Here is a 24,533-nt window from a genome sequence, read left to right as displayed (position 1 = left end):
CATTCAGCTACTGGCAGATTCTATTTACGGAGGCGAAGAAGAGTGAAAAAACCAAAAGGAAAAAAAGTATATTCAGCCATGAAACGGCGGGAGGCCAGAAATTTTTACTTATATACAGCACCATGGCTGATTGGATTTTTTGTGCTGACATTATACCCGATTGTATATTCTTTTTATCTGATGTTTACAGATATGAATTTAACCGGGGTAGGGAAGTTTATTGGATTAGAGAACCTGAAGTATGCATTTACGGATGATCCACTGTTTATAAAAGCATTTATAAATACCCTGAAATACGTGGTGATGTTTGTACCAAGTAGTATTATACTTGCTTTTTTTGTGGCACTGCTGCTTAGCAAGAAAGTAAAAGGACTGGGATTTTTCCGGACAGCATTTTACATTCCATACATCACCTCTGGTGTGGCAGTAACAATCTTGTGGGGATGGATATATCAGAAGGATTATGGAATTATCAACTACGTGTTATCACTGTTTGGAATAAAAGGTGTGAACTGGCTGGGAGATAAAAATATTGCAATGATATCAATCGTGATCCTGTCCCTGTGGACGATAGGAAATAATATCATCATCATGCTGGCGGGAATTCAGGATATTCCACAGTCTTATTATGAAAGTGCACAGATCGACGGCGCAGGTGCGATACGCCAGATCTTTTCCATTACCCTGCCGTTATGTACCCCGACGATCTATTTCAATCTGATCGTAACGATCATTGCAGCTTTCCAGGTATTCCAGCAGCCATTGATTTTGACTAATGGAGGACCGCTTAACAGTACTTATACAGCAGCGATACATATGTATAACAACGGATTCCTTTATGGAAAAATGGGATATGCATCCATGATGGCATGGAGCTTATTTGTTGTAATTATGGTGATTACACTGGTAGTGATTTCAACATCCAAGTACTGGGTGTTCTATGATGATTGATGAAAGGAAGAAATATATGCGAACAAGATCACAAAAACAAGCAAAACTTATAGGAAGAATTATCACATACACGATTCTGATTGCGGCAGCTATTGTTTGTTTGTTTCCTTTTATATGGATGATATCCACTTCTTTTAAAGAAACATCCGATATCTATAAAATGCCGCCGTCATTGCTGCCAGCGAATCCGACGCTGGAGAATTTCATCGAGGGATGGAAGGGTGCAGATTTTGGTATGTTCTTCCAGAACTCAGCAGTCGTAACATTTTTGGCTACGATAGGGACTGTATTTTCTTCCTCAGTAGTAGCGTATGGTTTTGCGAGATTTAAATCCAGATTATCACCGGTCTTATTCATGATTCTTCTTGGAACCATGATGTTGCCTTCCCAGGTGACTCTGATTCCACAGTATCTGCTGTATTATAACTGGGAATGGTTGATACATTCTGGCCGTTGATTATTCCAAGTTGGCTGGGAGGGGGAGCTTTTAACATTTTCCTTTTTATTCAGTTCTTTAGAACGCTTCCGAAGGAATTGGATGAAGCGGCTAAGATTGATGGGGCGAATTCCTGGCAGGTATTTACGAAGATATTGCTGCCAGCGGTAAAACCGGTCATGCTGGCTGTACTGGTAATGGCACTGGTATATAACTGGAATGATTTCTTTAATCCATTGATCTATCTGAATTCATCTGAGAAATTCACGATAGCAGTGGGTCTGCAGTTCTTTAAGGGATCACAGGGAAATGTACAGATTGGACAGATGATGGCAATGGCACTGGTATCTTTGACACCGGTACTGTTTGTATTTGCAACCTGTCAGAAATACTTTATACAGGGTATTAAAATGTCAGGCTTGAAAGGATGATGTTACAGAAATGCCAATGAAAAAGACTATAGAGATTAAAAAAGATGAAAAGGGTTTTGGAACACTTTATGTAAATGATGAACCTTTTTTAATTCTTGGAGGTGAGCTTCATAACTCGAGTTCCAGTAATCTACAGTATATGGAAAAGCAAGTATGGCCCAGATTAAAAGAACTAAATCTAAACACAGTTCTTCTTCCTGTAGCATGGGAAAATATAGAAAAAGAAGAGGGAGTTTATGATTTTTCTTTGTTAGAAGAACTGATTTTCCAGGCGAGACGAGAAAAAATGAAGTTGATACTACTGTGGTTTGGCCTTTGGAAAAATGGAGAAAGTACTTATGTTCCAGGTTGGGTAAAAAGAGATAGCGGGAGATTTTTCAGAGCAAGATATAAAGGGGGAGAATTGTCTCAGACGATATCACCTCTTTGTAAAAATGCAGTAAAAGCGGATGCAAGAGCATTTACGGTTTTTATGAAAAAATTGAAAGATATTGATGCAGAATCACAGACAGTTCTCATGGTACAAGTGGAAAATGAAATTGGTTTTTTGAAATCAGATAGAGATTATTCAAAAGAAGCAGAGAAGCAATTTAGGAGTAATATCCCAGAAGAACTGGAAAAAATATATGGTATATCAGGGACATGGAGTGAAGTGTTTCAGTCGGATGCAGCAGAGATGTTTATGGCATGGAATTATGCACAGGCAGTAGAATACATAGCAGCAGCAGGAAAAAGGGCATATGAACTTCCGATGTATGTGAATGCCTGGCTGAATCAGTTTCCGGATAGACCTGGAAATTACCCATCAGGAGGACCTATAGCGAGAAATAAAAAAATATGGAGAAATATTGCAAAAAGCATAGATGTTTTTGCTCCGGATATATACCTTTCTGATTTTGAAGGGGTATGTAAAGAATATGCAACGGAAGGGAATCCATTGTTTATACCTGAGGCAAGGCGAGATCCGGTAACAGCTAGCAATGCTTTTTATGCTTTTGGGAAATATGGGGCAATTGGTTTTTCGCCTTTTGGGATAGAAGGACTTATGGAAGATACACGCCAAAAACAGGATAAAGAGCTTCTTGAACAACTTCAAATAGATGTACTGGCCTTCACAAGCATAGAAACAGGAAAATACCTCAAAGAAACATATAAAATTTTGAAAAATATGCAAAAATTATATTTTCGATTTAAAGGAACAGAAAATATACATGCATTTATGTGTAGAAATGAGCATGAAAGAGGTACGATTGTTTCTTTGTCTGGCTGCGATTTGGAACTGACTTACAGACCAAAAGGAAATGAAAGGCCAGGGTGTGCAGGGATGATTATAGAAGAAAATGAAAGTGAATTTTGGGCTGTAGGATATAATACTGACATTAGACTTTTGCCGAAAAAAAGTAGTCATGACTGTATTACCATTATATGTCTCGAGGAAGGTTTTTTTGATAATGGAAAATGGAGTTCTGGACGTGTGCTGAACGGGGATGAAAGAAGTATGTCTGGATTTGGACAATATGCAGAAGTACGCCATTATATTTATTGTAAAGAAACTACAGATGAGAAGGAGGGTTAGTAGTGGAAATCGGAGAATTAAAAAAACTATTTGACGATATGACAATAGAAGAAAAAGCTGGTCAATTGTTTCAGACGGTTGGTGCTATGTATGATGATGAGGCCGTAATATCAGGTCCTATGCAGGAAATGGGAATTACAGAGAAAGATATTCAGCTTGCTGGAACTGTGTTAGGTACTATGGGGGCGGAAAAGATAAAGAGGATTCAAAAAAATATATGGAAGCTCATCCACACCATATTCCACTTGTATTTATGTTGGATATTATTAATGGGTATAAAACAGTATATCCAATTCCATTAGCTCAGGGAGCAACTTTTCAGCCGGATCTTGTGAAAGAATGTGCGGCTATGGCGGCAAAAGAGGGCGCTGCAGATGGACTTCATATAACATTTTCACCTATGGTAGACTTGGTAAGGGATGCTAGATGGGGCAGGGTAATGGAATCCACTGGAGAAGATGTATATTTGAACGGATTATATGCAAGGGCAATGGTGGAAGGATATCAAGGTGCAGACATCAGTGGCGGGGAGAAACTGGGGGCTTGCGTAAAGCATTTTGCTGGGTATGGCGGTGCAGAAGCAGGAAGAGACTATAATACAGTGGAAGTATCAGAAAGGACTTTTCGTGATTTTTATCTTCCAGCATATAAAGAGGCTGTGGAGGCGGGAAGTGCGTTAGTGATGACGTCTTTTAATACGATTAATGGAATTCCTGCAAGTGTAAATAAGTGGCTTATGAGGGATATCCTCAGAGAAGAGATGGGGTTTGATGGTGTATTGATTTCTGATTTTGGTGCCATTGGGGAGTGTGTAAACCATGGGGCAGCAGAAGACAGGGCAGATGCAACAAAAAAGGCTCTTGAGGCAGGAGTAGACATTGATATGATGTCAGGTACTTATCCGGAAAATATACCTGCACTTTTAAAAGACAAAAGTATTAGTGTGGAACTAATTGAAGAATGTGCGTGGCGTATTATGAAGTTGAAAAATGACCTTGGGCTTTTTGAAAATCCATATAAGGGTGCTGATGAAATTAAGGCTAAAGCTTGCATACTTAGTGAAGCACACAGAGAATTGGCTCAAAAAACAGCAGAAAATTCTTTTGTTCTATTAAAGAATAAAGATAATATTCTGCCATTGGATAAAAAGAAGAAAATTGCAATGATTGGACCGTATATAGACAGAAGATATATGTTGGGAGGATGGTCTTTTACAGGAAATCCGGAGGATGTAATAACAATAAAAAATGCGGCGGAAGAGAAACTTGCAGATTATGAAATTGTTTATGCTCAGGGATGCCCAATTCTTTCCGAAGATGTAAAATTAGAAGGGTTTGCAAATTATACAGAAGAAAAATTCTCACAGGAAGATTGTGAAAAAATGAAGGAAGAAGCACTGCGGGCGGCTAAAGAAGCAGATGTGGTTGTATTGGCTATAGGAGAACATTTTCTGCAGTCGGGCGAAGCTACCAGTAAAGGAATTATAGAAATTCCTAAGATTCAGCAGGAATTATTTGAGGCACTTTCGGAGGTGAATTCTGAAATTGCCGTAGTATTATTTAATGGAAGACCATTAGATATTCGCATATTGGAAGAAAGAGCGAAGGCAATATTGGAAGTCTGGATGCCCGGAACTATGGGAGGAGCTGCTATTGTGGAAGTATTAAGAGGTGCAGTTTCGCCTGCAGGAAAGCTGCCAATGAGCTTTCCATATTGCGTGTCACAGGTTCCTGTCCATTATGATGAGTTTCCTACCGGACGTAGACATCATCCTGGAAAAGATAAGGATCGCTATGTCTCGAAATATCTGGATATGCCGAATAAACCACTGTATTCTTTTGGATATGACCTTACATATACCCAATTTGAAATATCAGATTTAGAGCTAAGTAAAACGGTTATGAAGCCGGGTGAATCTGTTACGGTATCTGTAAAAGTAAAAAATACCGGTGACAGAGAAGGTACAGAAACTTTGCAGCTTTATATTCATGACATTGCAGGAAGTGTAGTGCGCCCTGTAAAACAGCTGAAGGGTTTTGAAAGAGTAATATTAAATGCCGGAGAAGAAAAAGAAGTGTGCTTTACAGTGGACGAAAAAATGCTTCGCTTCCTAAGAGCGGACAATACATTTGGAAGTGAACCGGGAAAATTTGAGGTGTTTATCGGAAATAGCAGTGAAGTGGAAGAATGTAAAGTATTTGAATTATTGAAAGGTTAAAAAGAGGTGTATTATGCAATACAGAAATCCTATTATTTCCGGTTATAATCCGGATCCATCTATATGCAGAGTTGGAGAAGATTATTATATTGTGAACTCATCTTTTGAGTATTTTCCGGGAGTGCCGGTTTATCACAGCAAAAATTTAGTGAATTGGGAATTGGAAGGATATTGTCTGACGGATGAAGAACAGCTTCCGTTGGAAGAGAGCAGACCTTCAGGGGGAATTTTTGCACCAACGATTCGTTATCATGACGGAACATTTTTTATGATAACAACAAATGTTACATCAAAGGGAAACTTCATCGTACATACAAAAGATATGAAGTCAGGATGGTCAAAACCGGCATGGGTAGATCAGGGAGGAATAGATCCGTCGTTATTGTTTGATGGTGATAAAGTATATTTTGTATCTACAACTTCAGATGAACAGGGGGCTGGTATATTTTTATGTGAGGTAAATCCTTTTACAGGAGAAAAATTGACGGAGAGTGTGTGTATTAACCGTGGATGCGGTGGAAGATATCCAGAAGGACCGCATTTATATAAATGGTTTGGAAAATATTACCTTATGTTGGCGGAAGGCGGCACGGAATATGGACATATGGAGACAATGCAAAGAGCAGATAGTCCTTATGGTCCTTATGAACCATGTCCACATAATCCGATTTTATCTCACAAGGAAGACATGCGAGAGGAGATTTATTGTACAGGCCATGCAGACATAATGGAAGATCACAATGGAAATTGGTGGTTGGTGTGTCTGGCAGTGAGAACCTGTTCAGATGAAAATAGGAGGGTATTGCTTCATAATCTTGGAAGAGAAACATTTCTTACACCTGTCGTTTGGACAGAGGCTGGCTGGCCGGTTGTAGGAAATCATGGTTTGATTTCAACTGTTATGGATGGTCCGCTTCCGGGTGGAGAAGTGCAACCGGTAAATAGAAATTTCCATGATAATTTTTCGGATGGTAAATTTAAACTGCAATATAATTTTCTGAGAAATCCCGAAATGAAGAATTATAAATTGTATCCGGAAGAGAAGATGTTATGCCTGGAAGGTACAAAGGTAACTTTAAATGAAACTAAGAGCCCTACATGGATTGGAATTCGACAAAAGGGGTTTTATACTGAAACTGTAGTAAAAGTTTCAGCAGAAGATGTGCAAGGAATGAGAGCTGGATTGACAGCATTTTATAATGATTCTTATCATTATGAAATATATCTGACAAGGGAACAGGAAAAGTATAAAGTCTGTCTTGCAAAGCATATTCATGACATTTTTGTGGTTACAGCAAGTGCGGAAATTCCAAGAGGAGAAAATATTACGCTTAGGCTGAAACAGATAAAACTTATTATACATTTTCATATAGTCTGGATGGAGAAAATTTCCAGATGCTAGGAACAGGATTAACGGTAGGACTCTGTACAGAGAGCACGAAAACCATGACGTTTACGGGAACATATATTGGTCTGTTTGCAGAGAATGGACGTGGTACCTTCCAGGAATTTAATGTGAAGGTATTGGATGAATAATTAAAAATAAAAACACAGCGTCGATTGTTAAGAAACAGTCGATGCTGTGTTTTAGTTTATAGAAGATTACTTGTTTAAGAGTCTTTCCATTTCCCTGGCAGATAAGTAAGTGTATTTCGTATCATCTCTTTCAGAAGAAGATCGCCTTCCTTCTCTGTAATTCTGCTATAGAGCGTCATGGATTTTGGTACGGTGACAGTATGGACAGTGATCAAAAGATTTTTATTCGGATGGATTGCGGCCGGAGGTCTGCTGGTAATTGTCAGTTGTGTGAAGTACAGAGAATTTATCATTACGGCATTTTTAAATAATACCTGGGCATGGATCAATGCACTGATGCCTGTGGTGATTATTCTGGTTGGGATAAGATATATGATCAGGGCAGTATTGAAATAAAGGGGGGATGCCATTTATAAAAAAACAGTAAATTCGCCCACTTAGGACTAGCCGCCGCGGCTGTAGATTGATACAATAAAAGAAATAGGAAATATCGATTTTTTACATGGGAGGAACACGGCGACATGGCGGGATATGTGAGTCTTCAGGATGTAACCAAGACCTATCAAATGGGTGAGGTTACGATCAAGGCTGCGGATGGGATCAGCTTTGATGTGGAAAAGGGTGAGTTTGTGATTGTGGTCGGACCGAGCGGTGCGGGGAAGACGACGGTGTTGAATATCCTCGGTGGAATGGATACGGCGACTTCGGGGAAGGTGCTGGTGGACGGAGCGGAGATCAGCAAGTACCGCGGCAAGAATCTGATCCAGTACCGGCGGGAGGATATTGGGTTTGTTTTTCAGTTTTATAATCTGATGCAGAACCTGACGGCGCTCGAGAATGTGGAGCTGGCGATGCAGATCTGTAAGCATCCGCTGGATGCGTCGGAGGTACTTGCGGAGGTTGGACTGGAAGAACGGATGAATAACTTCCCGGCGCAGCTTTCGGGCGGGGAGCAGCAGCGTGTGGCGATTGCGCGTGCGCTGGCGAAAAATCCGAAACTGCTGCTCTGCGATGAGCCGACCGGCGCGCTCGATTATGTGACGGGAAAAGCGATCTTAAAGCTGCTGCAGGATACCTGCCGGGAGAAGGGGATGACGGTCATTGTCATCACCCACAACTCGGCGCTGACACCGATGGCGGACCGCGTGATTAAAATTCGAAACGGAAAAGTGGCGGGCATGAAAACAAATGAGAACCCGACGCCGGTGGAAGAGATAGAATGGTAGGTGGACGATGAGAGCATTTCGAAAAGACTTTATCCGGGAAATCACAAAGAACAAGGGGCGGTTTCTGTCAGTCTTTTTCATCGTGCTTCTTGGCGCGGCGTTTTTCTCGGGCATCCGGTCGGCGGAAGGGGATATGAAGGTTTCGGCGGACCGGTATTATGATGAAGTAAATTATATGGATTTGAAAGTCCTTGGAACGCTGGGGCTGACAGACGATGATCTGGCGGATATCGCGAAGACGGATGGCGTGAAAGCGGTCTACGGCGGAAAAACGGTGGAAGTGCTGCATGACATCGGCGAGAGCGAGCAGGTTGTGAAACTGATTGCGCTGACGGACGGTGTGAATGAGCCGCGCGTGGTCGAGGGACGGATGCCGGAGAAACAGGATGAAATTCTTGTTGATACGCAGTTTCTGAAAAGTTCCGGCTGTGAGATCGGAGATCAGGTAACGTTCACTTCCGGAACGGAGGATCCGCTCTCAGATTCGCTGACCGGGGACACGTTTACGATTGTTGGTTCGGCGACACTCCCTTATTATATGGAGCTGAACCGGGGAACGGGCTCGATTGGAAACGGAAGCATCAACAGTTTTGCACTGCTGCTTCCGGAGACATTTACCTCGGATCTCTATACAGAGATTTACGTCCAGGCGGACGGCGCACAGGAAGAGGCGAGCTACAGCGATGCGTATGATGAGACGGTGAAGGCTGTACAGACGAAGATTGAAGCGCTCGAGGATGCGGCGTGCGACCGGCGGTATACGGCAGTCAAAACCGAAGGACAGGAAAAGATTGATGATGCAAAACAGCAGGTCGCTGATGCAGAGCAGAAATTAGCGGACGCAAAAACAGAGCTGGATGACGGTGCACAGCAGCTTGCCGACGCGAAAGTGACGATTGCAGACAAAGAGCAGGAACTTCTCGACGGTGAGCAGACGTTAAAGGACAAAGAACAGGAGCTCCTTGACGGAAAGCAGACGATTGCTGAGAAAGAACAGGAACTCCTTGACGGAAAACAGGCCATTGCAGAAAAAGAGCAGGAACTTCTCAGTGCGAAAGCAACGATCGCCGATAAAGAACAGGAACTGGTATCCGGCAAGGCAACGCTGAAAGACAAAGAGGCAGAACTTGCGAGCGGAAAGGCGACGTTGGAAGCAAAGGCGGCAGAGCTGGAAAGTGGAAAAGCGACGCTGAGTCAGAAAGCGGCAGAACTGGAAAGCGGAAAAACAACGCTGAATCAGAAAGCAGCAGAGCTGGAAAGCGGAAAGGCAGCACTGGAAGCGAAAGCAAAAGAACTTTCTGACGGAAAGACACAGCTCGCAGCGAAAGAAACAGAACTTGCATCTGGTAAAACAGAGTTAGAAGAAAAAATGGCGCAGCTTTCGGCAGCAAAAACTGAGCTGAGTCAGAAACAGACGGAACTGAATGCGGCAAAAGAACAGCTTTCCGTAAAAGAAACAGAATTAAATGCTGCGAAGGAACAGCTTTCCGCCGCGCGTGAGGAACTGGAAAGCAAAAAAGAAGAAACCGCTGCAGGACGCGCACAGTATGAAGCGCAGAAAGCAGCGTACGAGGAGCAGAAAAACCAGTACGAAACAGCAAAGGATCAGTTAGCCCAGCTTGGCGGCCAGCTTTCAGACGTGGAAGCTGCGCAGACAGAAGTGGCAGGGCAGATCGAGGCGATTACGGCTCAGCTTGACGGACTGACAGAAGAAGATGAAGTGTATGCATCCCTGTTGGAACAGAAAACTGCGCTGGAAGCAAAGCAGACAGAGTTAGCACAGCAGCTTTCCACGATGCATGAGCAGAAAACATTTCTGGAACAAAACATCGCAGCGTTTGAGGCAGCCAGCGCTGAAGCAGAGGCTCAGCTTGTAGCAGCAGAGGCACAGATTACAGATGCGGAAAATCAGCTTGCAGCGGCAGATGCGCAGTTAACGGAAAAAGAGCAGGAATGCGCCGCCGGTGAGGACGAGCTTGCTGCTGCAAAAGAAGAACTGGAAAACGGTGAAGCGCAGGTTACAGCCGGTCTTGCGCAGATTGCAGATGGAGAAGCGCAGGCAAGTGCTTACCAGAAACAGCTGGAGGATGGAGAAGCACAGCTCAATGCAGCGAAAGCGCAGATCGAAGAAGGAGAAGCACAGATCGAGGCAAACCGCAGCAAACTGGAAGAGGGCGAAGCACAGCTTGCAGCCGCCAGAGCGCAGATCGTGGATGGCGAGCAGCAGATTGCATCATATCAGCAGACGATTCAGTCGGGCGAGGCTCAGCTTGCGGAAGGAAGAAAGACAATTGCCGACGGAGAAAGCCAGTTGGCGGACGCAAAACAAACGATAAGCAATGGAGAAAGTCAAATTGCAGAAGCGAAACAGTCGATCGCCGACGGCGAAACCCAGTTAGCAGAAGCAAAGCAGACGATCGCCGATGGAGAAAGTCAGCTTGCCGAAGCAAAGCAGACGATTGCCGACGGTGAAACCCAGCTTGCCGACGCGAAACAGGAAATCGCCGACGGAAAAATCTCCCTTGCGGATGCGAAACAGGAAATTGCCGATAAAGAAAAAGAACTTGAGGACGGCAAAGCCGAATACGAAAAAGCAAAAGCCGACGCCGAACCAGAAATCGTGGATGCGAAGCAGGAAATTGCGGACGGTGAGAAAACACTCGCAGACCTGAAAAAACCAACGTGGTACGTCTGGGGACGGAATAAGGTAACGTCAACTGAGAGCTTCGGTCAGGATGCCGGCCGTATCTCGAATATCGGAAAATTCTTCCCGGTTATCTTCTTCCTCGTGGCTGCTCTCGTCAGCCTGACGACGATGACACGAATGATCGAGGAACAGCGTCAGCAGATCGGAACGTTAAAAGCCCTCGGCTATTCCGACGGCGTGATCGCCTTTAAATATTTCGCATACGCGATGCTCTCCACCGTATCCGGCGCTCTCGCGGGCGTGGTGGTTGGAGAAAAAATCCTGCCCTGGGTTATTATGAATGCCTACGGCATGCTGTATACCGGACTCCCGTATTACATGACCCCGCTGAACTGGGAGCAGGGAGGCCTTGCGATTCTGGCGAGTGCAGCCTGCACCGGCGTGGCGACGATCGCGGCATGCTACAAAGAACTCGCCGCAGGTCCGGCAGAGCTGATGCGGCCGGAAGCACCGAAAAACGGCAAACGGATTTTCCTGGAACGCATCGGCGTACTCTGGAAACATCTGAACTTTACGCAGAAATCAACCGTGCGGAATCTGGTGCGGTATAAAAAACGATTCTTCATGACCGTTATCGGAATCGGCGGATGCATGGGTCTGATCCTCGTCGGTTTCGGCCTTCAGGATTCCATCACCGCGATTGCGAAAAACCAGTTCGTCAGCCTCTTCACCTATCAGGCGAATGCTGTGCTGAATTCAGATGTGGATGAATCCGAAAAAGAAGCATTGCAGACCGATCTGGAAAACTACAGCGGCATCGATGAGCTGCTGGAAATGTACTGCCAGAACATCGAACTGCAGACCGACAAAAAGACCGTGGATGCAGTGCTTGAAGTGCCGAAAGAACTGACGAATTTCAATGACTTCTATGCCTTCCGAGACCGGAAAAGCGGAGAAGTTTACGAATTCCCGACCGACGGCGGCGCAGCCATCAGCGAAAAGACAGCAACGATGCTCGGCGTAAAAGCAGGCGACACGGTTCAGCTGAAAAAAGGCGACGATATTGTGGACGTAAAGATTTCGATCATCGTCGAAAACTACGTGCGCCATTACCTGTATCTGGCCCCGGATCTCTACGAGGAGCTGTTCGGCGGAGCGCCGGATTACAACCAGCTTTTGATGAAATATCAGGACACGTCGAGTAATTATGAGACAGCGCTCGGAGAAAAAATCATGACGTACGACGGTGTAGCGGCAATCTCGTTCACATCCGACCTGATTGATCAGATTGACAACATGCTTCGTTCCCTCGACATCGTCATCGTGGTGCTGATCGTATCGGCGGGCCTGCTGGCGTTTGTGGTGCTGTACAACCTGAACAACATCAACATCACCGAACGACAGAGAGAGCTGGCAACGCTGAAAGTGCTCGGCTTCTTCGACGGCGAGGTGGCATCGTACGTGTACCGGGAAAACATGGTGCTGACACTGTTCGGTGTTATCGCGGGCATGGGAATTGGAACGTTTTTACATCATTGCGTAATTCAGACCGTCGAGGTCGATCTGATGATGTTCGGACGAAACGTGTTCCCGCGGAGCTACGGCTGGAGCGCCCTGATTACCCTTGCGTTTGCCCTGTTCGTCAACTTTATGATGTTCTACCGGTTAAGAAAAATTGATATGATTGAATCGCTGAAAAGCGTGGAGTAAACAACAGAAAAAGGCCGTCCGCGGTGATGCAGAGAATCTGCAGAAACCGTGGGCGGTTTTTTCATTTTGAAAGTGAAATATGAGCCGGAATGCTTGTTTTTTCAGACATTTCGTTGTATAAAAAAGATAAGGGTTTTTATCAAAACAGAATCAAAAAACAAAGAGTAAAGGGGATTTTTACAAATGGGAACAACAGAAACGAAAAAAATGAGAGTCGGCGTTGTCGGCTGCGGAGCGATCAGTGATATTTATCTGACGAACATGATTCATAACTTTGAGAATCTTGAGGTAGCAGCATGCTGCGCAGGCCATCTTGAACATGCGAAAAAGAAAGCAGAGCAGTATGGCATCAAGGGCTGTACCTACGAGGAAATTCTGGCAGACCCGTCGATTGAAATGGTAGTCATTCTGACACCGGCACCGACCCACGAGGGGCTGATCCGTCAGGCACTGGAAGCCGGAAAACACGTTTACACTGAAAAAACAATGACCCTCGCACCGGAAACGGCAGCGAAACTGATCGAGCTGGCAGAGGAGAAACATCTCTATCTCGGTTCCGCACCGGACACCTTCCTTGGATCGGCACTGCAGACCGCAAGAAAAGCGATCGACGACGGGCTGATCGGCGAGGTGACATCTTTCGAAGCATGCGCAAACCGCGATCTTGATTTGCTGGCGAGCATCTTCCGTTTTCTGCGGATGCCGGGCGGCGGTATCTGCTACGATTTCGGTGTTTATTATCTGACCGCCATCGTCAGCCTTTTCGGCCCGGTGGACCGTGTCGTTTCCTCCGTGCGCAACCTTGCGCCGAAGCGCGTCAATGTCGTCCCGGACAGCCCGGAATACGGCCAGGAATTTGACTACAGCAACGAGAGCCAGGCTTTCACGATTCTGGAAATGAAAAACGGTGTGACCGGTACATTCTGCGTCAATGGTGACAGCGTCATCAATGATCAGGCGGTATTCACCATTTACGGTAAAAAAGGTATCTTAAAGCTTGTTGATCCGAACAATTTCGGCGGCGATGTTGTCTATATTCCGGGTGTAAAAGACTGGACACAGCAGGCTGTTCCGGAAGTTTTACATTATGGCTTTGATTACAGCGAAAACAGCCGTGGTCTTGGCCCGTCTGAGATGGCAGAAGCAATTGCCGAGGGCAGACCAAACCGTGCGAGTGCCAAAATGGCATATCACGTACTCGATACGATCGATCAGATTATGAAGAGTGCGGAAACGGGTGCATTTGAGAAGGTTCCATCCACCTGCGAAAGACCGGAGGCCATGCCGAATTCATAGTCTATTTCTGATAGGATTGCAGGTACATCTGACGGAAGTCGGTAGGGCTTACATTTTTTGATTTCAAAAAGACTCTGTTAAACGTAGAAATACTGTTAAAACCGGATTCGAGCGACACTTCGGTGATCGTGAGATCCGGTTTTTTTAACAGGTTTTCGGCGATATGGAGCCGTTCCCTGGTGACGAAATCCGTGAAGGAGAGGCCGGTGTATGCGCGGAACAGCTTGGAAAAATGGCAGCGGGAGAATCCGGCGACTTTTGATGCTTCTTCCAGGGAAACCGGTTCGGTGCAGTGACTTGAGATCCAGGTACATGCAGCAACCATCTGGCGGTGTACCTGTGCGGAATGGCCTGTTTTTTGCGGTGCGGCAGTTTCGGTCGGCACGGAGAGATTTTCGCCGAGCAGAATAAAAAACTGATATAGCAGAACGCATCCGCGCAGTTCGGAAAAACTGATACCGGAGAGGGAGAGCCTGCGAAGCTCTGTCAGAAATCCGCGAAGCTTTTCGATTTCCGGGAAGTTGTTCTGATTCAGAAGACGGATCTGATAAAAAAGATAAGCAACAGACTGGAAATCCACGCGTTTTTCCAGAAAATCTGCATCGAGCTGAAGCATGATCAGGCGATGTTCTCTGTTGGTTGTGGAAACAGCGTGCAGCTCGCCGGGCCAGATAAAAAGAAGATCACCGGGCTTTAGCGGAAAGGTTTCTCCATTTACTTCATAGATAATGCCGTTATCCTGTGCAAGCACAATTTCGATATAGTGATGCCAGTGCAGACCGAAATAGGCGGGGACATGCGAAATAGAGATATCGTAAACATAGCTGTTAGCAAAATGATTGTTTTCGAAAAAAGAAGTCGAATCGTTTTTCATGGCAAAAGAATCCTCCGTATCTGATAAACGGTATTATACAACAGAAGAGAGAAAAAATATAGAAAAAATCGAAACATCTGGGCAATGATCGGCAATATATAAGTAGTGTTTTACGAGGATCTGTATTATGGTTAAGATATGAAAATTGTGAAGAACGGCAGAAATCGGAAAAAGAGTGATGTGATTTTGGCGAAAATTCACAATAAAAGTTTATGAAAAGTGAAGAAGTGAGAGGTAAGCGAAAAATGCAGATTTATGTAGATGGAAATGCTGTGCGAAGCGGAAATGGGCAGAAGGAATATCCATTTCAGACGATTTCCGAGGCGGCAAAAATTGCAAGGCCCGGCGACGAGGTGCTTGTAGCGCCTGGCGTATATCGGGAATATGTAGATCCGGCGAATGCGGGATGTGAGGATGCAAGAATTGTGTACCGTTCTGTGGAACCGGGAAAAGCTGTGATTACTGGTGCGGAAATTGTGGATAACTGGGAGCATTTGGAAGGTGATGTGTGGACAGCGCGCGTTTCGAACGGATTGTTTGGGGATTACAATCCATATACGACACTGGTCAGCGGTGACTGGTTTATCGCATCCTACACGGCACACACCGGAGAAGTGTATCTGAATGGAAAATCCATGTATGAGGTGACAAGTCTGGATCAGGTGAAAAAGCCGGAGATCTATAAAAAATCCTGGGATCAGGCATTCACGGTTTACACCTGGTATGTGGAGCAGGACGAAGAGAAGAATGAGACCGTTTTCTATGTGAATTTCCAGGGGAAAAACCCGAATGAGGAAACGGTGGAAATTAATGTGCGCGAGAATTGCTTTTATCCATCGAAGGAGGGCATTGGTTATATCACGCTGTCCGGCTTTGTTGTAAAACAGGCGGCAACCCAGTGGCTCCGCCGACGGCATATCAGGAAGGAATGGTCGGCCCGCACTGGTCAAAGGGATGGATCATCGAGGATTGTGAGATTTCAGATTCGAAGTGCTCGGGCATTTCACTTGGAAAATACAGACAGCCGAACAATGACAATAAATGGCTCAAATGGAAATTCAAAGATGGCACACAGACGGAGCGTGACTGTATCTGCCAGGCGCAGCGGGAGGGATGGACAAAGGAAAACATCGGAAGCCACATCATCCGCCGGTGCAACATCCATGACTGTGGACAGACGGGTATTGTAGGCCACTTAGGTGGTGTGTTCTCGATCATTGAGGATAACCACATTCACCATATCAATAATAAACAGAACCTTGCGGGTGCGGAGATCGGCGGCATCAAGATGCATGCAGCAATCGATGTGATCATTCGAAGAAACCATTTCCATCACTGTACGAGAGGCCTCTGGCTTGACTGGCAGGCACAGGGCACACGTGTTACGCAGAACCTGTTCCATGACAATACGCTGCCGAACGAGGAAAATGCAAATCCAGAAGGTATGGACGGTATCGGCGAGGATATCTTTATTGAAATTTCCCACGGACCGACACTGGTGGACAATAACGTACTGCTTTCGGACCGCGCGATGAAGCTGGCAACGCAGGGTGTTGCGGTAGTACATAACCTGATCGCGGGATCGTTTACTGCTGTCGGCCGCGGTGTCAACAATGGCTCCGAAAAGCTGCCGTCGCCACGCTACACACCGTACCATGTGCCGCATCGCACGGAGATCAACGGATTTATGACGGTTCTTCACGGTGACTGCCGGTTCTACAATAATATCTTCATCCAGAAGCCGGTTCGTGCGGGAATGGAAGAAATCCGTAAACTGACCGGAGATAATGAGTGGGATGACGGAAATCTGACAGCAGGAACCGCACCGTACAGCGGATATCCGACATTGGAGGAGTACGTGGCAAGATTTGAGGGCTATTGCGGAATGGGCTCCGGAAAGTCACCGGATCTGTATTACGAGAAGCTGCCGGTATGGCTTGGCGGCAACGTTTACTTCAATGGGGCGAAGCCGGCCAAGCAGGAACAGGACGCTGTAGTGGATACCGAGCATGAAATCACCATCGGTGTAAAAGAAGAGAACGGAAAATGGAAACTGGAGACCAATGTTTACGATTATCTGCCGCAGAATGCCTGTGCAGTGATCTCAACGGAGACGCTTGGCATGGCATTTGAGCCGGAACAGAAATATGAGAATCCGGATGGAACGCCGATCGTGTTCCGATATGACTACTTCGGAAACCGTCAGGGCATTCATCCGCTGCCGGGCCCGTTTGCATCAAAAGAGGCTGCGGAAGAAGCATTATCATAAAGAAATTCTATAGACCCGCAAAAAAATAGCGTAAAAAATTCAGCGCCGCAGAGAGTGAATGATTGCGTCACAGCCTTTTTTGCAGTGTTTTCGGGTTTTACTATAACAAAAAGGAGTATAGAGAAATGATTTACTATGTCAATAATTCCGCTCCGAAGAATGGAAACGGAACAAAAGAGATGCCGTTCAAGTTCATCAACGATGCGGCAAAAATTGCAAAGGCAGGAGATGAAGTTCTGGTTGCATCTGGTATTTACCATGAATATGTTGATCCGGTCAACGGAGGAACCGAGGATGCAAGAATCGTCTATAAGAGTGAGAAGCCGCTCGGCGCAAAGATCACCGGTGCGGAAACGATGAATGACTGGGAGCATTACAAAGATAATGTGTGGGTATGCCGTGTAGACAACGGAGTGTTTGGCAATTATAACCCATACACGACAATGGTCGGCGGTGACTGGTATTTTGCACCGGTGGTACGCCATACCGGCGCGGTTTATCTGAATGACCGCCAGTTATACGAGGCAGAGACGCTCGAGGAGTGTATCAAGGGCGAGGTTTATGCGCCGTCCTGGGAGCCGGAGTGGTCGGTTTACAAATGGTATACCGAGCAGGACAAAGAGAAAAATCAGACGGTCATCTACGCAAACTTCCAGGGTAAAAACCCGACGGAGGAAAAAGTAGAAATCAACGTGCGCCGGAACTGCTTTATGCCGTCGAAAACAGGCGTAAATTACATTACGTTCAGTGGATTTGATGTCAGCAAGGCAGCAACGACATGGGCGCCGCCGGCTGCTTATCAGGACGGTATGATCGGTCCGCACTGGTCGAAGGGATGGATTATTGAGGACTGTGAGGTCAGCAACAGCAAGTGCTGCGGTATTTCGCTCGGAAAATATTACGATCCGGAGAACGACCATTACTTTACCAGAAAACACGTAAAAAGCCCGACCCAGATGGAGCGTGATGCTGTGTGCCGCGGCCAGTATCACGGCTGGACGAAGGAGAACATCGGAAGCCATATCATCCGCCGCTGCCACATCCATCACTGTGAGCAGACCGGTATTGTCGGACGGATGGGCGGTGTGTTCAGTATCATTGAGGACAACCACATTCACAACATCAACAATATGCAGCAGCTTGGCGGAGCCGAGATTTCCGGTATCAAGATGCATGCAGCGATCGATGTTGTGATGAGAAGAAATCACATTCATCATTGTACGATGGGCATCTGGTGCGACTGGGAGGCACAGGGAACACGCTTGACCCAGAACCTGCTGCACGACAACTGCCCGCCGGAGGGAACACCAAAGGCAGAGGGCGCAATGATGAGTCAGGATATTTTCATCGAGGTTGGCCATGGTCCGACCCTGATCGATAACAATATTATGCTCTCACCGGTCAGCGTTCGTATGGCGACCGATGGTATTGCCTGCGTACACAATCTGATGCTTGGCTCATTAACTGCGGTTGGCGGCGGAACAGGAGACCGTTACACGCCGTATCACATCCGTCACCGTACCGAGGTTGCCGGATTCATGACATTCCTGCATGGTGATGACCGGTTCTACAACAACATCTTTATCCAGAATTACCCGGTTGAGGAAACAGAAACGGTTGAGGACATGGGCTTCAAGATGGAGGATAACCAGGAGGTCGGAACGCATGTGTTCGACGAGTATCCGACCTATGACGAGTGGATCAGCCACTTTGAGCTGGACAAACCGGCCGACATGAGCAAGCTGGAGCCGTATCACAACAAGTGCCATCTGCCGGTTTGGGTAAACGGAAACGCTTACTTTAACGGAGCAAAGGCGTGTGTGAATGAAAAAGAGAATCTTGTGGATAACGAGAACCAGGTTAAGGTGGAACTTGTGGAAAAAGACGGCCACTATTCCATCAAGACGAACGTGTATGAGTTCCTGAAGGATTTCCGGACGGGAATTATCAACAGTGATATTTTAGGATACGCCTTCGAGCCGGAGCAGAGATTCGAAGATCCGGACGGAAGCACGATTATCTTCGATCAGGACTATCTTGGCGAGCACCGCGGCGTGGCAGCAATGCCGGGACCGTTTGCGGATGGAGCTGAGGCAGAGAAGATTCTGTGGTAGAAAAAATCAGAACTTACCGGTTGATATGAAAAAAACAGGGCGCTGTGCAGGAAATGGCACAGCGCCCTGTTTTGGTAAAAGGAAAGTCAGGATGCCTTTGCAGAATCTTTTGCCGTCGGCATTTTCTCGTATAAGATTTTCAGCATAATCGGTGTTGCAATACTCGAGAAGAGAATCAGCAGAATCACGGCACTGAAGAAATCGCCGGATAAAAAGCCTGCATTCAGACCCTTTTGCGCAACGATCAGACAGACTTCACCACGGGTCATCATACCGACACCGATTTTCAGGCTGTCGCCCCAGGTAAAGCCGCATCCCTTTGACATCAGGCCACAGCCGATAATTTTTGCGGCAAGGCCGACGATGACGAAACAGATGGCAAAGAGTACGAATTTCTCGTTCATGCCGCTGAGCGTTGTTTTGAGTCCGATACTTGCAAAGAAAATCGGTCCGAAAATCATATAGGAGCTGATATCCATTTTTTCTTCGATGTAATCGGAAGAATCGAGGGAACACAGGATAACGCCCGCAACGTATGCACCGGTAATATCGGCGATGCCGAAATATTTTTCGGAAATGTAGGACAGTCCGAAGCAGAGCGCAAGACCCAGAATCGGGAGACGGCGGGTGTGCGGAAATACGGAGTTCATGCGGTTGAACAGCTTAAAGCAGAGAAAACCGAGCACAATCGCAAGGGCAAAAAACAGAATGGTGGAGGCTGCTACTTTCAGCGGATTGGATGTCGGATCTTTAAAACCGATGACAACAGTCAGCACAATGATACCAATGACATCGTCGATGATGGCCGCATTTAAGATGGTTGTTCCAACCTCTGTTTTCAGCTTGCCGAGTTCTTTCAAGGCCTGTACGGTGATGCTGACCGATGTTGCAGTCAGAATAACACCGATAAAAACAGCGTGGTAAAATTCTTCCGTTCCGACAGCAGAGAAGCCATAAAAGCTCATGTATAAGATGGCTCCAAGAACGAGAGGAACAAAAACACCGGCACAGGCGATCAGCAGGGATTTCACTCCGGTGCGGAGCAGATCCTTCAGGCTGGTGCCAAGACCTGCGGAGAACATCAGCAAAATGACACCGATCTCCGCCATCTGTGCGAGAAAGTCAGACTGCTGAACGAGTCCCAGCACACTGGGTCCAAGGACAATACCGGCAATCAGCTCGCCCACAACCTGCGGAGCCTTGCATTTTCTGGCAAGAATACCAAACAATTTTGCGAATACGATAATGATTGCCAGGTCTTTTAAAATGACATACGTATCCATGAAAAAGATACCCCCTTTTATGAATTTTATGTATGTGTCGGCAGCTTGAAAGAGCAATGCCGGAGTTTGATACGCATACATTTTCAGTATAACAAAAATTGAGAAAAAATACTATCGGCAAGAAAGAAAAAATAAAGTAAAACGGAAAAAGAGATATAGAAAAGAGCATGTAGATATAGTATGATCAAAGCAGCAAATAAATTTTACATGGAGTTCAAAAAGCGGGATCAAAAAAACGAAAGGGGAAATAAAAAATGAGAGTTGGGAACGTGAAAGAAATTGTATTTTCCAAAGATCCAAAACAGATGAACTGGCTGCGGGAGGATTTCCCATACGCCGAGGTGAAATGCCCGCCGGAGTTTTCGGCTGAGGTGCAGAATGAGAAAGACGGAGATGTGCTGACAACCAAGATTGTGGTTTCTTACAACGGTGCGCATCCGTATTTTACAAATGCCGGAAGTATTGGGGTTTCATTTCCGTTGCAGGACCGCTACACGGACAGTGTGACCTGCCGTGACTATCGATGCCATGCACATGTTTTCTGTGGGGAGAATACCAGTTATATTATGGCGCTCCGCATGGGTGGTGCGGCTCCGCATCTGGGAATGGTGCTCACAAAAGGCAGTCTTTCTGCTTACAGTATTGAGCGCGATCTGAAACTGCAGAGCAATGACAGAGGCTGCTTCTGGCTGCACCCGTCCGCACAGGAATTTGCGCCGGGAGACACGATGACGCTGGAGTGGAAAGTATTTCCGCATCAGGGACGCGAAGATTTCCGGGAGAAATTAAGAGCATTTTCCCAGGTGATTCTGGTGGATGCGGAGCAGTATGTGATTTATCCGGGAGAGACGAGTAAGGTAACCATTGAACCGACATTTCCGGCGGAAAAAGTGACGGTAAACGGAGTATCGCTGGAAAAGACGGAAAAAGGTGTTTATGAATATCTGTTTGAAAATGAAAAAACAGGGGAGTATGTACTTTCAATTTGTGTCGATGAGGTGAAAACTATTTGCCGTCTTCTCGTACAGGAGCGGCCGGAAGAACTGGCTGCAAAACGGTGTGCGTTTATTGTCGATCACCAGCAGTATCATGGAAAGATCAAAGAACTGCAGGGTGCCTATCTGCCGTATGATAACGAAGAAAAAATTCTCGTCTGCACGCCGGAAAACGATTTCAATGCCGGACGGGAGCGTACCGGTATGGGTGTGCTGATTGCACGGGCACTGCAGCAGAATCTTTTAAAAGACCGGGAAAAAGCGGAGCAGAGCCTTCGTGAGTACCATGCATTCTATCTTCGCGAGCTGGTAAATGCAGCAACAGGTCTTGTTTGCAACTGCTCAGGAAAAGACAACAGCTATTTCCGGCTTTACAACTACCCATGGGCAGTGACATTCTTTCTTGAATGCTGGAAGCTGTGGGGAGAAAAAGAAGATTTGAAGACAGCAGTTCATATCACAGAGAAATTTTATGAACAGGATGGATTCCGTTTTTATCCGATTGAAATGCCGATTGTGATGCTCTGTCAAGAGCTGGAAAAAGCAGGAGAACAGGAGGATCTGAAAACAGTAAGAGATCTGTTCCGACGTCATGCTGATCAACTGATTGAGATTGGAACGGCTTATCCGGCTTCGGAAGTAAATTACGAGCAATCGATCGTACAGCCGGCGGCTGAAGTCATTCTTCAGGTTTATGAAGTGACCGGGGAAGAAAAATACCTGCGCGGAGCCGAGCAGCAGATCGCCGTCCTCGAACTCTTCGACGGCCAGCAGCCGGACTACCATCTGCATGAAATTGCAATCCGTCATTGGGACGGCTACTGGTTCGGAAAACGCAGAGTCTTCGGAGACACTTTCCCGCACTACTGGAGTGCAGAAAACGGTCGAACCTTCAAGCGCTACGCTCGCCTGACCGGAAACGAAGAATATAATATTCGCGGTGAGCATTCCCTGCGCGGCGTGCTGTCCATGTTCTTTGAGGATGGAACAGCGACCTGTGCGTACCTGTATCCGTATTCCGTCAACGGCCAGAAAACCGATTTTGCCGATCCGTATGCCAATGACCAGGATTGGGGATTGTGCATGAACCTGGAATAAAGAATGACCAGAACCTTCAAACTGAAATCATACAGAGTGATTCAGTTTGGAGGTTTTTTGGATTTGCAGAAGATGGATTCCGGCATGGTGTAAGAATAATGGTATGATTTTCCTCAATGATGATGTAATAAAACCAGAACCAGACAAAGGATTTGTGAAAATCAAAAGGGTATGGAAACAATCCATACTCTATTTTTTCTTTTAAAAAGAGAAATAAAAAACGTTGACGAAAAAAAAGAAATTTGATAAACTGGAAAAATAAAAGGGAGTAGCTAGCCAACCGTGTTCACTTCTTCGTCAGTACAGCTATTGATACTCAATAACTCGGAAAGTGATTAAATAGCGAGACTTTTACTGTAGATGCAGTAGGAGTCTCTTTTTTATGCCTATAACACCTGCTGCAAAGAATGCAAAAGAAAGAGAGGAAGATACGTATGATGTTACAGGCAGGGATTTTGATAGTGGGTTTCCTTTTTCTGGTAAAAGGAGCAGACTGGTTTGTGGAAGGGTCTGCAAGCATAGCAAGAAAGTTTGGAATTCCCCAGCTGATTATCGGACTTACCATTGTTGCAATGGGAACGAGTATGCCGGAGGCTGCTGTAAGTATTACCGCAGCGATGCAGCAGAACGCAGGAATTACGATAGGAAATGTGGTTGGAAGCAATATTTTGAATATTTTTATTATTCTCGGACTTACGGCATTAATAACAAATGTGGCAATACAAAGGTCTACCTTGTTTTATGAAATACCGTTTATGATGTTTGTTACGGTAGTTTTAATGATATGCGGAATGACAGGAGGAAAAGTAACGTTTGCCGAGGGCATAGTCTTATGGGTACTGTTTCTTGTATATCTTGGATATTTGTTTGTAATGTCAAAAAAAGGGGAAAATCCGGAAGAGGAGGAAGCGAAAAATTATCCTGTCTGGAAATGTCTTCTTTTGATGGTGGCAGGCGGCGTCCTGGTTGTAAAAGGAAGTGATTTTGCCGTCAGCGGGGCAACCGAGATTGCACGATACTTTGGAATGAGTGAGCGTTTTATCGGACTGACGATTGTTGCTCTCGGAACATCCCTTCCGGAGCTGGTAACATCTGTGACAGCGGCAAAAAGAGGAAATGCAGGGATTGCAATCGGAAATATTGTCGGAAGCAATATTTTTAACATTTTATTTGTAATTGGAACAGCCGCACTGATCTGTCCTGTGCCATTTGAAACTAAATTTATTGTAGACACAGGAATCGCAATTCTGGCAGGTCTGGTTTTATGGATTGGGACGTACAAGAACAGGGAATTACGGAAAACGTGTGGTGTCGTTATGCTTTTATGCTATGCAGGATATTTTGCATATTTATGTGTGGTATAAGATGAACCATTTTTGATGAAACCATTATTTAAGCACCGACCATTTGGCCGGTGCTTTTGAAGTGCATTCTTCTGGAACATATGCTATAATCTGATCAAAGTAGAGAAAAGCGGAGAGTAGAAATGAAAAAATTACCAGAATCAGAACAGGAAATTATGATGATTATATGGGAATATGAGGAACCTGTCAGTCGATTTCAAGTTGAAGAAAAATTGAATGTAGAGAAAAATGTTGCACCGAGTACCATTTTAACATTGCTTACTCGTTTGGAAAAAAAAGGATTTATTCAAAAAGTGAGGAACGGGAAATCAAATCTTTATGTACCATTAGTAGAAAAAGAAAATTATATAGGCACGGTTGGAAAAAACATGTTAGATAAAATGTTTCAAGGGTCATTAGCAAAATTCGCATCGGCACTGTATGATGGAGAAAAACTTAGCTCAAAAGAGGTTAAGCAATTGCAGGAATTTATTGACAGACAAAAATAGAAAAAGTGGTGTAGAGGATAT

General features: G+C 45.5%; 17 protein-coding genes and 2 pseudogenes. 17 read left to right on the top strand and 2 right to left on the bottom strand.

Translation table 11 applies throughout. From position 1 onward, the window contains the following. Positions 1 to 42 precede the first annotated feature (42 nt). The 11 genes and pseudogenes from DW965_RS03365 (at position 43) to DW965_RS03325 (ending at position 14,027) form a co-directional block, all read left to right on the top strand. Positions 43 to 951, top strand: a complete 909-nt coding sequence (locus DW965_RS03365; protein WP_022461256.1) for a carbohydrate ABC transporter permease — start codon at positions 43 to 45, stop codon at positions 949 to 951. 16 nt (positions 952 to 967) lie between these two features. After that, positions 968 to 1,408, top strand: coding sequence for a carbohydrate ABC transporter permease (locus DW965_RS19595; RefSeq protein WP_243036323.1), 441 nt, complete (start codon positions 968 to 970; stop codon positions 1,406 to 1,408). Further along, positions 1,384 to 1,818 (top strand): carbohydrate ABC transporter permease, encoded by a 435-nt coding sequence (locus tag DW965_RS19590; protein WP_243036321.1) that lies wholly within the window; start codon positions 1,384 to 1,386, stop codon positions 1,816 to 1,818. The genes DW965_RS19595 and DW965_RS19590 overlap by 25 nt, the downstream gene beginning before the upstream one ends. Positions 1,819 to 1,828: 10 nt before the next feature. Further along, positions 1,829 to 3,394 (top strand): DUF5597 domain-containing protein, encoded by a 1,566-nt coding sequence (locus DW965_RS03355; protein WP_022461254.1) that lies wholly within the window; start codon positions 1,829 to 1,831, stop codon positions 3,392 to 3,394. 2 nt (positions 3,395 to 3,396) lie between these two features. After that, positions 3,397 to 3,696 carry a hypothetical protein gene (locus tag DW965_RS19585; protein WP_243036319.1) on the top strand — a complete coding sequence of 100 codons (300 nt, stop codon included), beginning with the start codon at positions 3,397 to 3,399 and terminating at the stop codon, positions 3,694 to 3,696. Beyond that, positions 3,612 to 5,612: a beta-glucosidase BglX gene (gene bglX, locus DW965_RS03350; RefSeq protein ID WP_243036318.1), complete on the top strand. Its 2,001-nt coding sequence runs from the start codon at positions 3,612 to 3,614 to the stop codon at positions 5,610 to 5,612. The genes DW965_RS19585 and bglX overlap by 85 nt, the downstream gene beginning before the upstream one ends. A 13-nt stretch (positions 5,613 to 5,625) precedes the next feature. Further along, positions 5,626 to 7,148 (top strand): annotated as a pseudogene (locus tag DW965_RS03345) (glycoside hydrolase family 43 protein). A gap of 192 nt (positions 7,149 to 7,340) precedes the next feature. Continuing rightward, positions 7,341 to 7,544 carry a hypothetical protein gene (locus DW965_RS03340; protein ID WP_147345116.1) on the top strand — a complete coding sequence of 68 codons (204 nt, stop codon included), beginning with the start codon at positions 7,341 to 7,343 and terminating at the stop codon, positions 7,542 to 7,544. A gap of 125 nt (positions 7,545 to 7,669) precedes the next feature. Next, on the top strand, positions 7,670 to 8,374 hold the full coding sequence (locus tag DW965_RS03335) for an ABC transporter ATP-binding protein (protein WP_022461251.1): 705 nt from the start codon (positions 7,670 to 7,672) through the stop codon (positions 8,372 to 8,374). 7 nt (positions 8,375 to 8,381) lie between these two features. Then, positions 8,382 to 12,731 (top strand): ABC transporter permease, encoded by a 4,350-nt coding sequence (locus DW965_RS03330; protein WP_119198028.1) that lies wholly within the window; start codon positions 8,382 to 8,384, stop codon positions 12,729 to 12,731. 183 nt (positions 12,732 to 12,914) lie between these two features. Beyond that, positions 12,915 to 14,027 (top strand): Gfo/Idh/MocA family protein, encoded by a 1,113-nt coding sequence (locus tag DW965_RS03325; RefSeq protein ID WP_119198027.1) that lies wholly within the window; start codon positions 12,915 to 12,917, stop codon positions 14,025 to 14,027. Between the two features lies 1 nt (position 14,028). Here DW965_RS03325 and DW965_RS03320 read toward each other — a convergent pair whose 3' ends face one another. Then, entirely contained in the window at positions 14,029 to 14,901 is an 873-nt protein-coding gene (locus DW965_RS03320; RefSeq protein WP_118595224.1) for an AraC family transcriptional regulator, read from the bottom strand. Positions 14,902 to 15,113: 212 nt separating this feature from the next. Here DW965_RS03320 and DW965_RS22425 point away from each other — a divergent pair. The 3 genes and pseudogenes from DW965_RS22425 to DW965_RS03310 form a co-directional block, all read left to right on the top strand. After that, positions 15,114 to 15,650, top strand: a pseudogene (locus DW965_RS22425) (DUF1565 domain-containing protein); the annotation flags it as partial. 149 nt (positions 15,651 to 15,799) lie between these two features. Beyond that, positions 15,800 to 17,170 carry a right-handed parallel beta-helix repeat-containing protein gene (locus tag DW965_RS21965; RefSeq protein WP_442857820.1) on the top strand — a complete coding sequence of 457 codons (1,371 nt, stop codon included), beginning with the start codon at positions 15,800 to 15,802 and terminating at the stop codon, positions 17,168 to 17,170. Between the two features lie 125 nt (positions 17,171 to 17,295). Further along, positions 17,296 to 19,284, top strand: coding sequence for a right-handed parallel beta-helix repeat-containing protein (locus DW965_RS03310; RefSeq protein WP_119198026.1), 1,989 nt, complete (start codon positions 17,296 to 17,298; stop codon positions 19,282 to 19,284). An 86-nt stretch (positions 19,285 to 19,370) separates the two neighbouring features. Here DW965_RS03310 and DW965_RS03305 read toward each other — a convergent pair whose 3' ends face one another. Continuing rightward, positions 19,371 to 20,567: a cation:proton antiporter gene (locus DW965_RS03305; protein WP_022461245.1), complete on the bottom strand. Its 1,197-nt coding sequence runs from the start codon at positions 20,565 to 20,567 to the stop codon at positions 19,371 to 19,373. A 254-nt stretch (positions 20,568 to 20,821) separates the two neighbouring features. On the opposite strand from DW965_RS03305, the gene DW965_RS03300 reads away from it, so the two are divergent. The 3 genes from DW965_RS03300 to DW965_RS03290 all read left to right on the top strand — a co-directional run bounded on the left by DW965_RS03300 (position 20,822) and on the right by DW965_RS03290 (position 24,512). Continuing rightward, the gene (locus tag DW965_RS03300; RefSeq protein ID WP_119198025.1) at positions 20,822 to 22,660 is read left to right on the top strand and encodes a six-hairpin glycosidase; all 1,839 of its coding nucleotides are present in this window, start codon (positions 20,822 to 20,824) and stop codon (positions 22,658 to 22,660) included. A gap of 434 nt (positions 22,661 to 23,094) precedes the next feature. Beyond that, entirely contained in the window at positions 23,095 to 24,024 is a 930-nt protein-coding gene (locus DW965_RS03295; protein WP_022461243.1) for a calcium/sodium antiporter, read from the top strand. Positions 24,025 to 24,146: 122 nt separating this feature from the next. Continuing rightward, positions 24,147 to 24,512 (top strand): BlaI/MecI/CopY family transcriptional regulator, encoded by a 366-nt coding sequence (locus DW965_RS03290; protein ID WP_022461242.1) that lies wholly within the window; start codon positions 24,147 to 24,149, stop codon positions 24,510 to 24,512. Positions 24,513 to 24,533 lie beyond the last annotated feature (21 nt).

Source organism: Blautia sp. AM47-4 (assembly GCF_003479865.1).
Lineage (GTDB): Bacteria > Bacillota > Clostridia > Lachnospirales > Lachnospiraceae > Fusicatenibacter > Fusicatenibacter saccharivorans.
The sequence above is the reverse complement of the archived record's forward strand: the minus strand, read 5'-3'. Positions and strand labels throughout refer to the sequence as shown.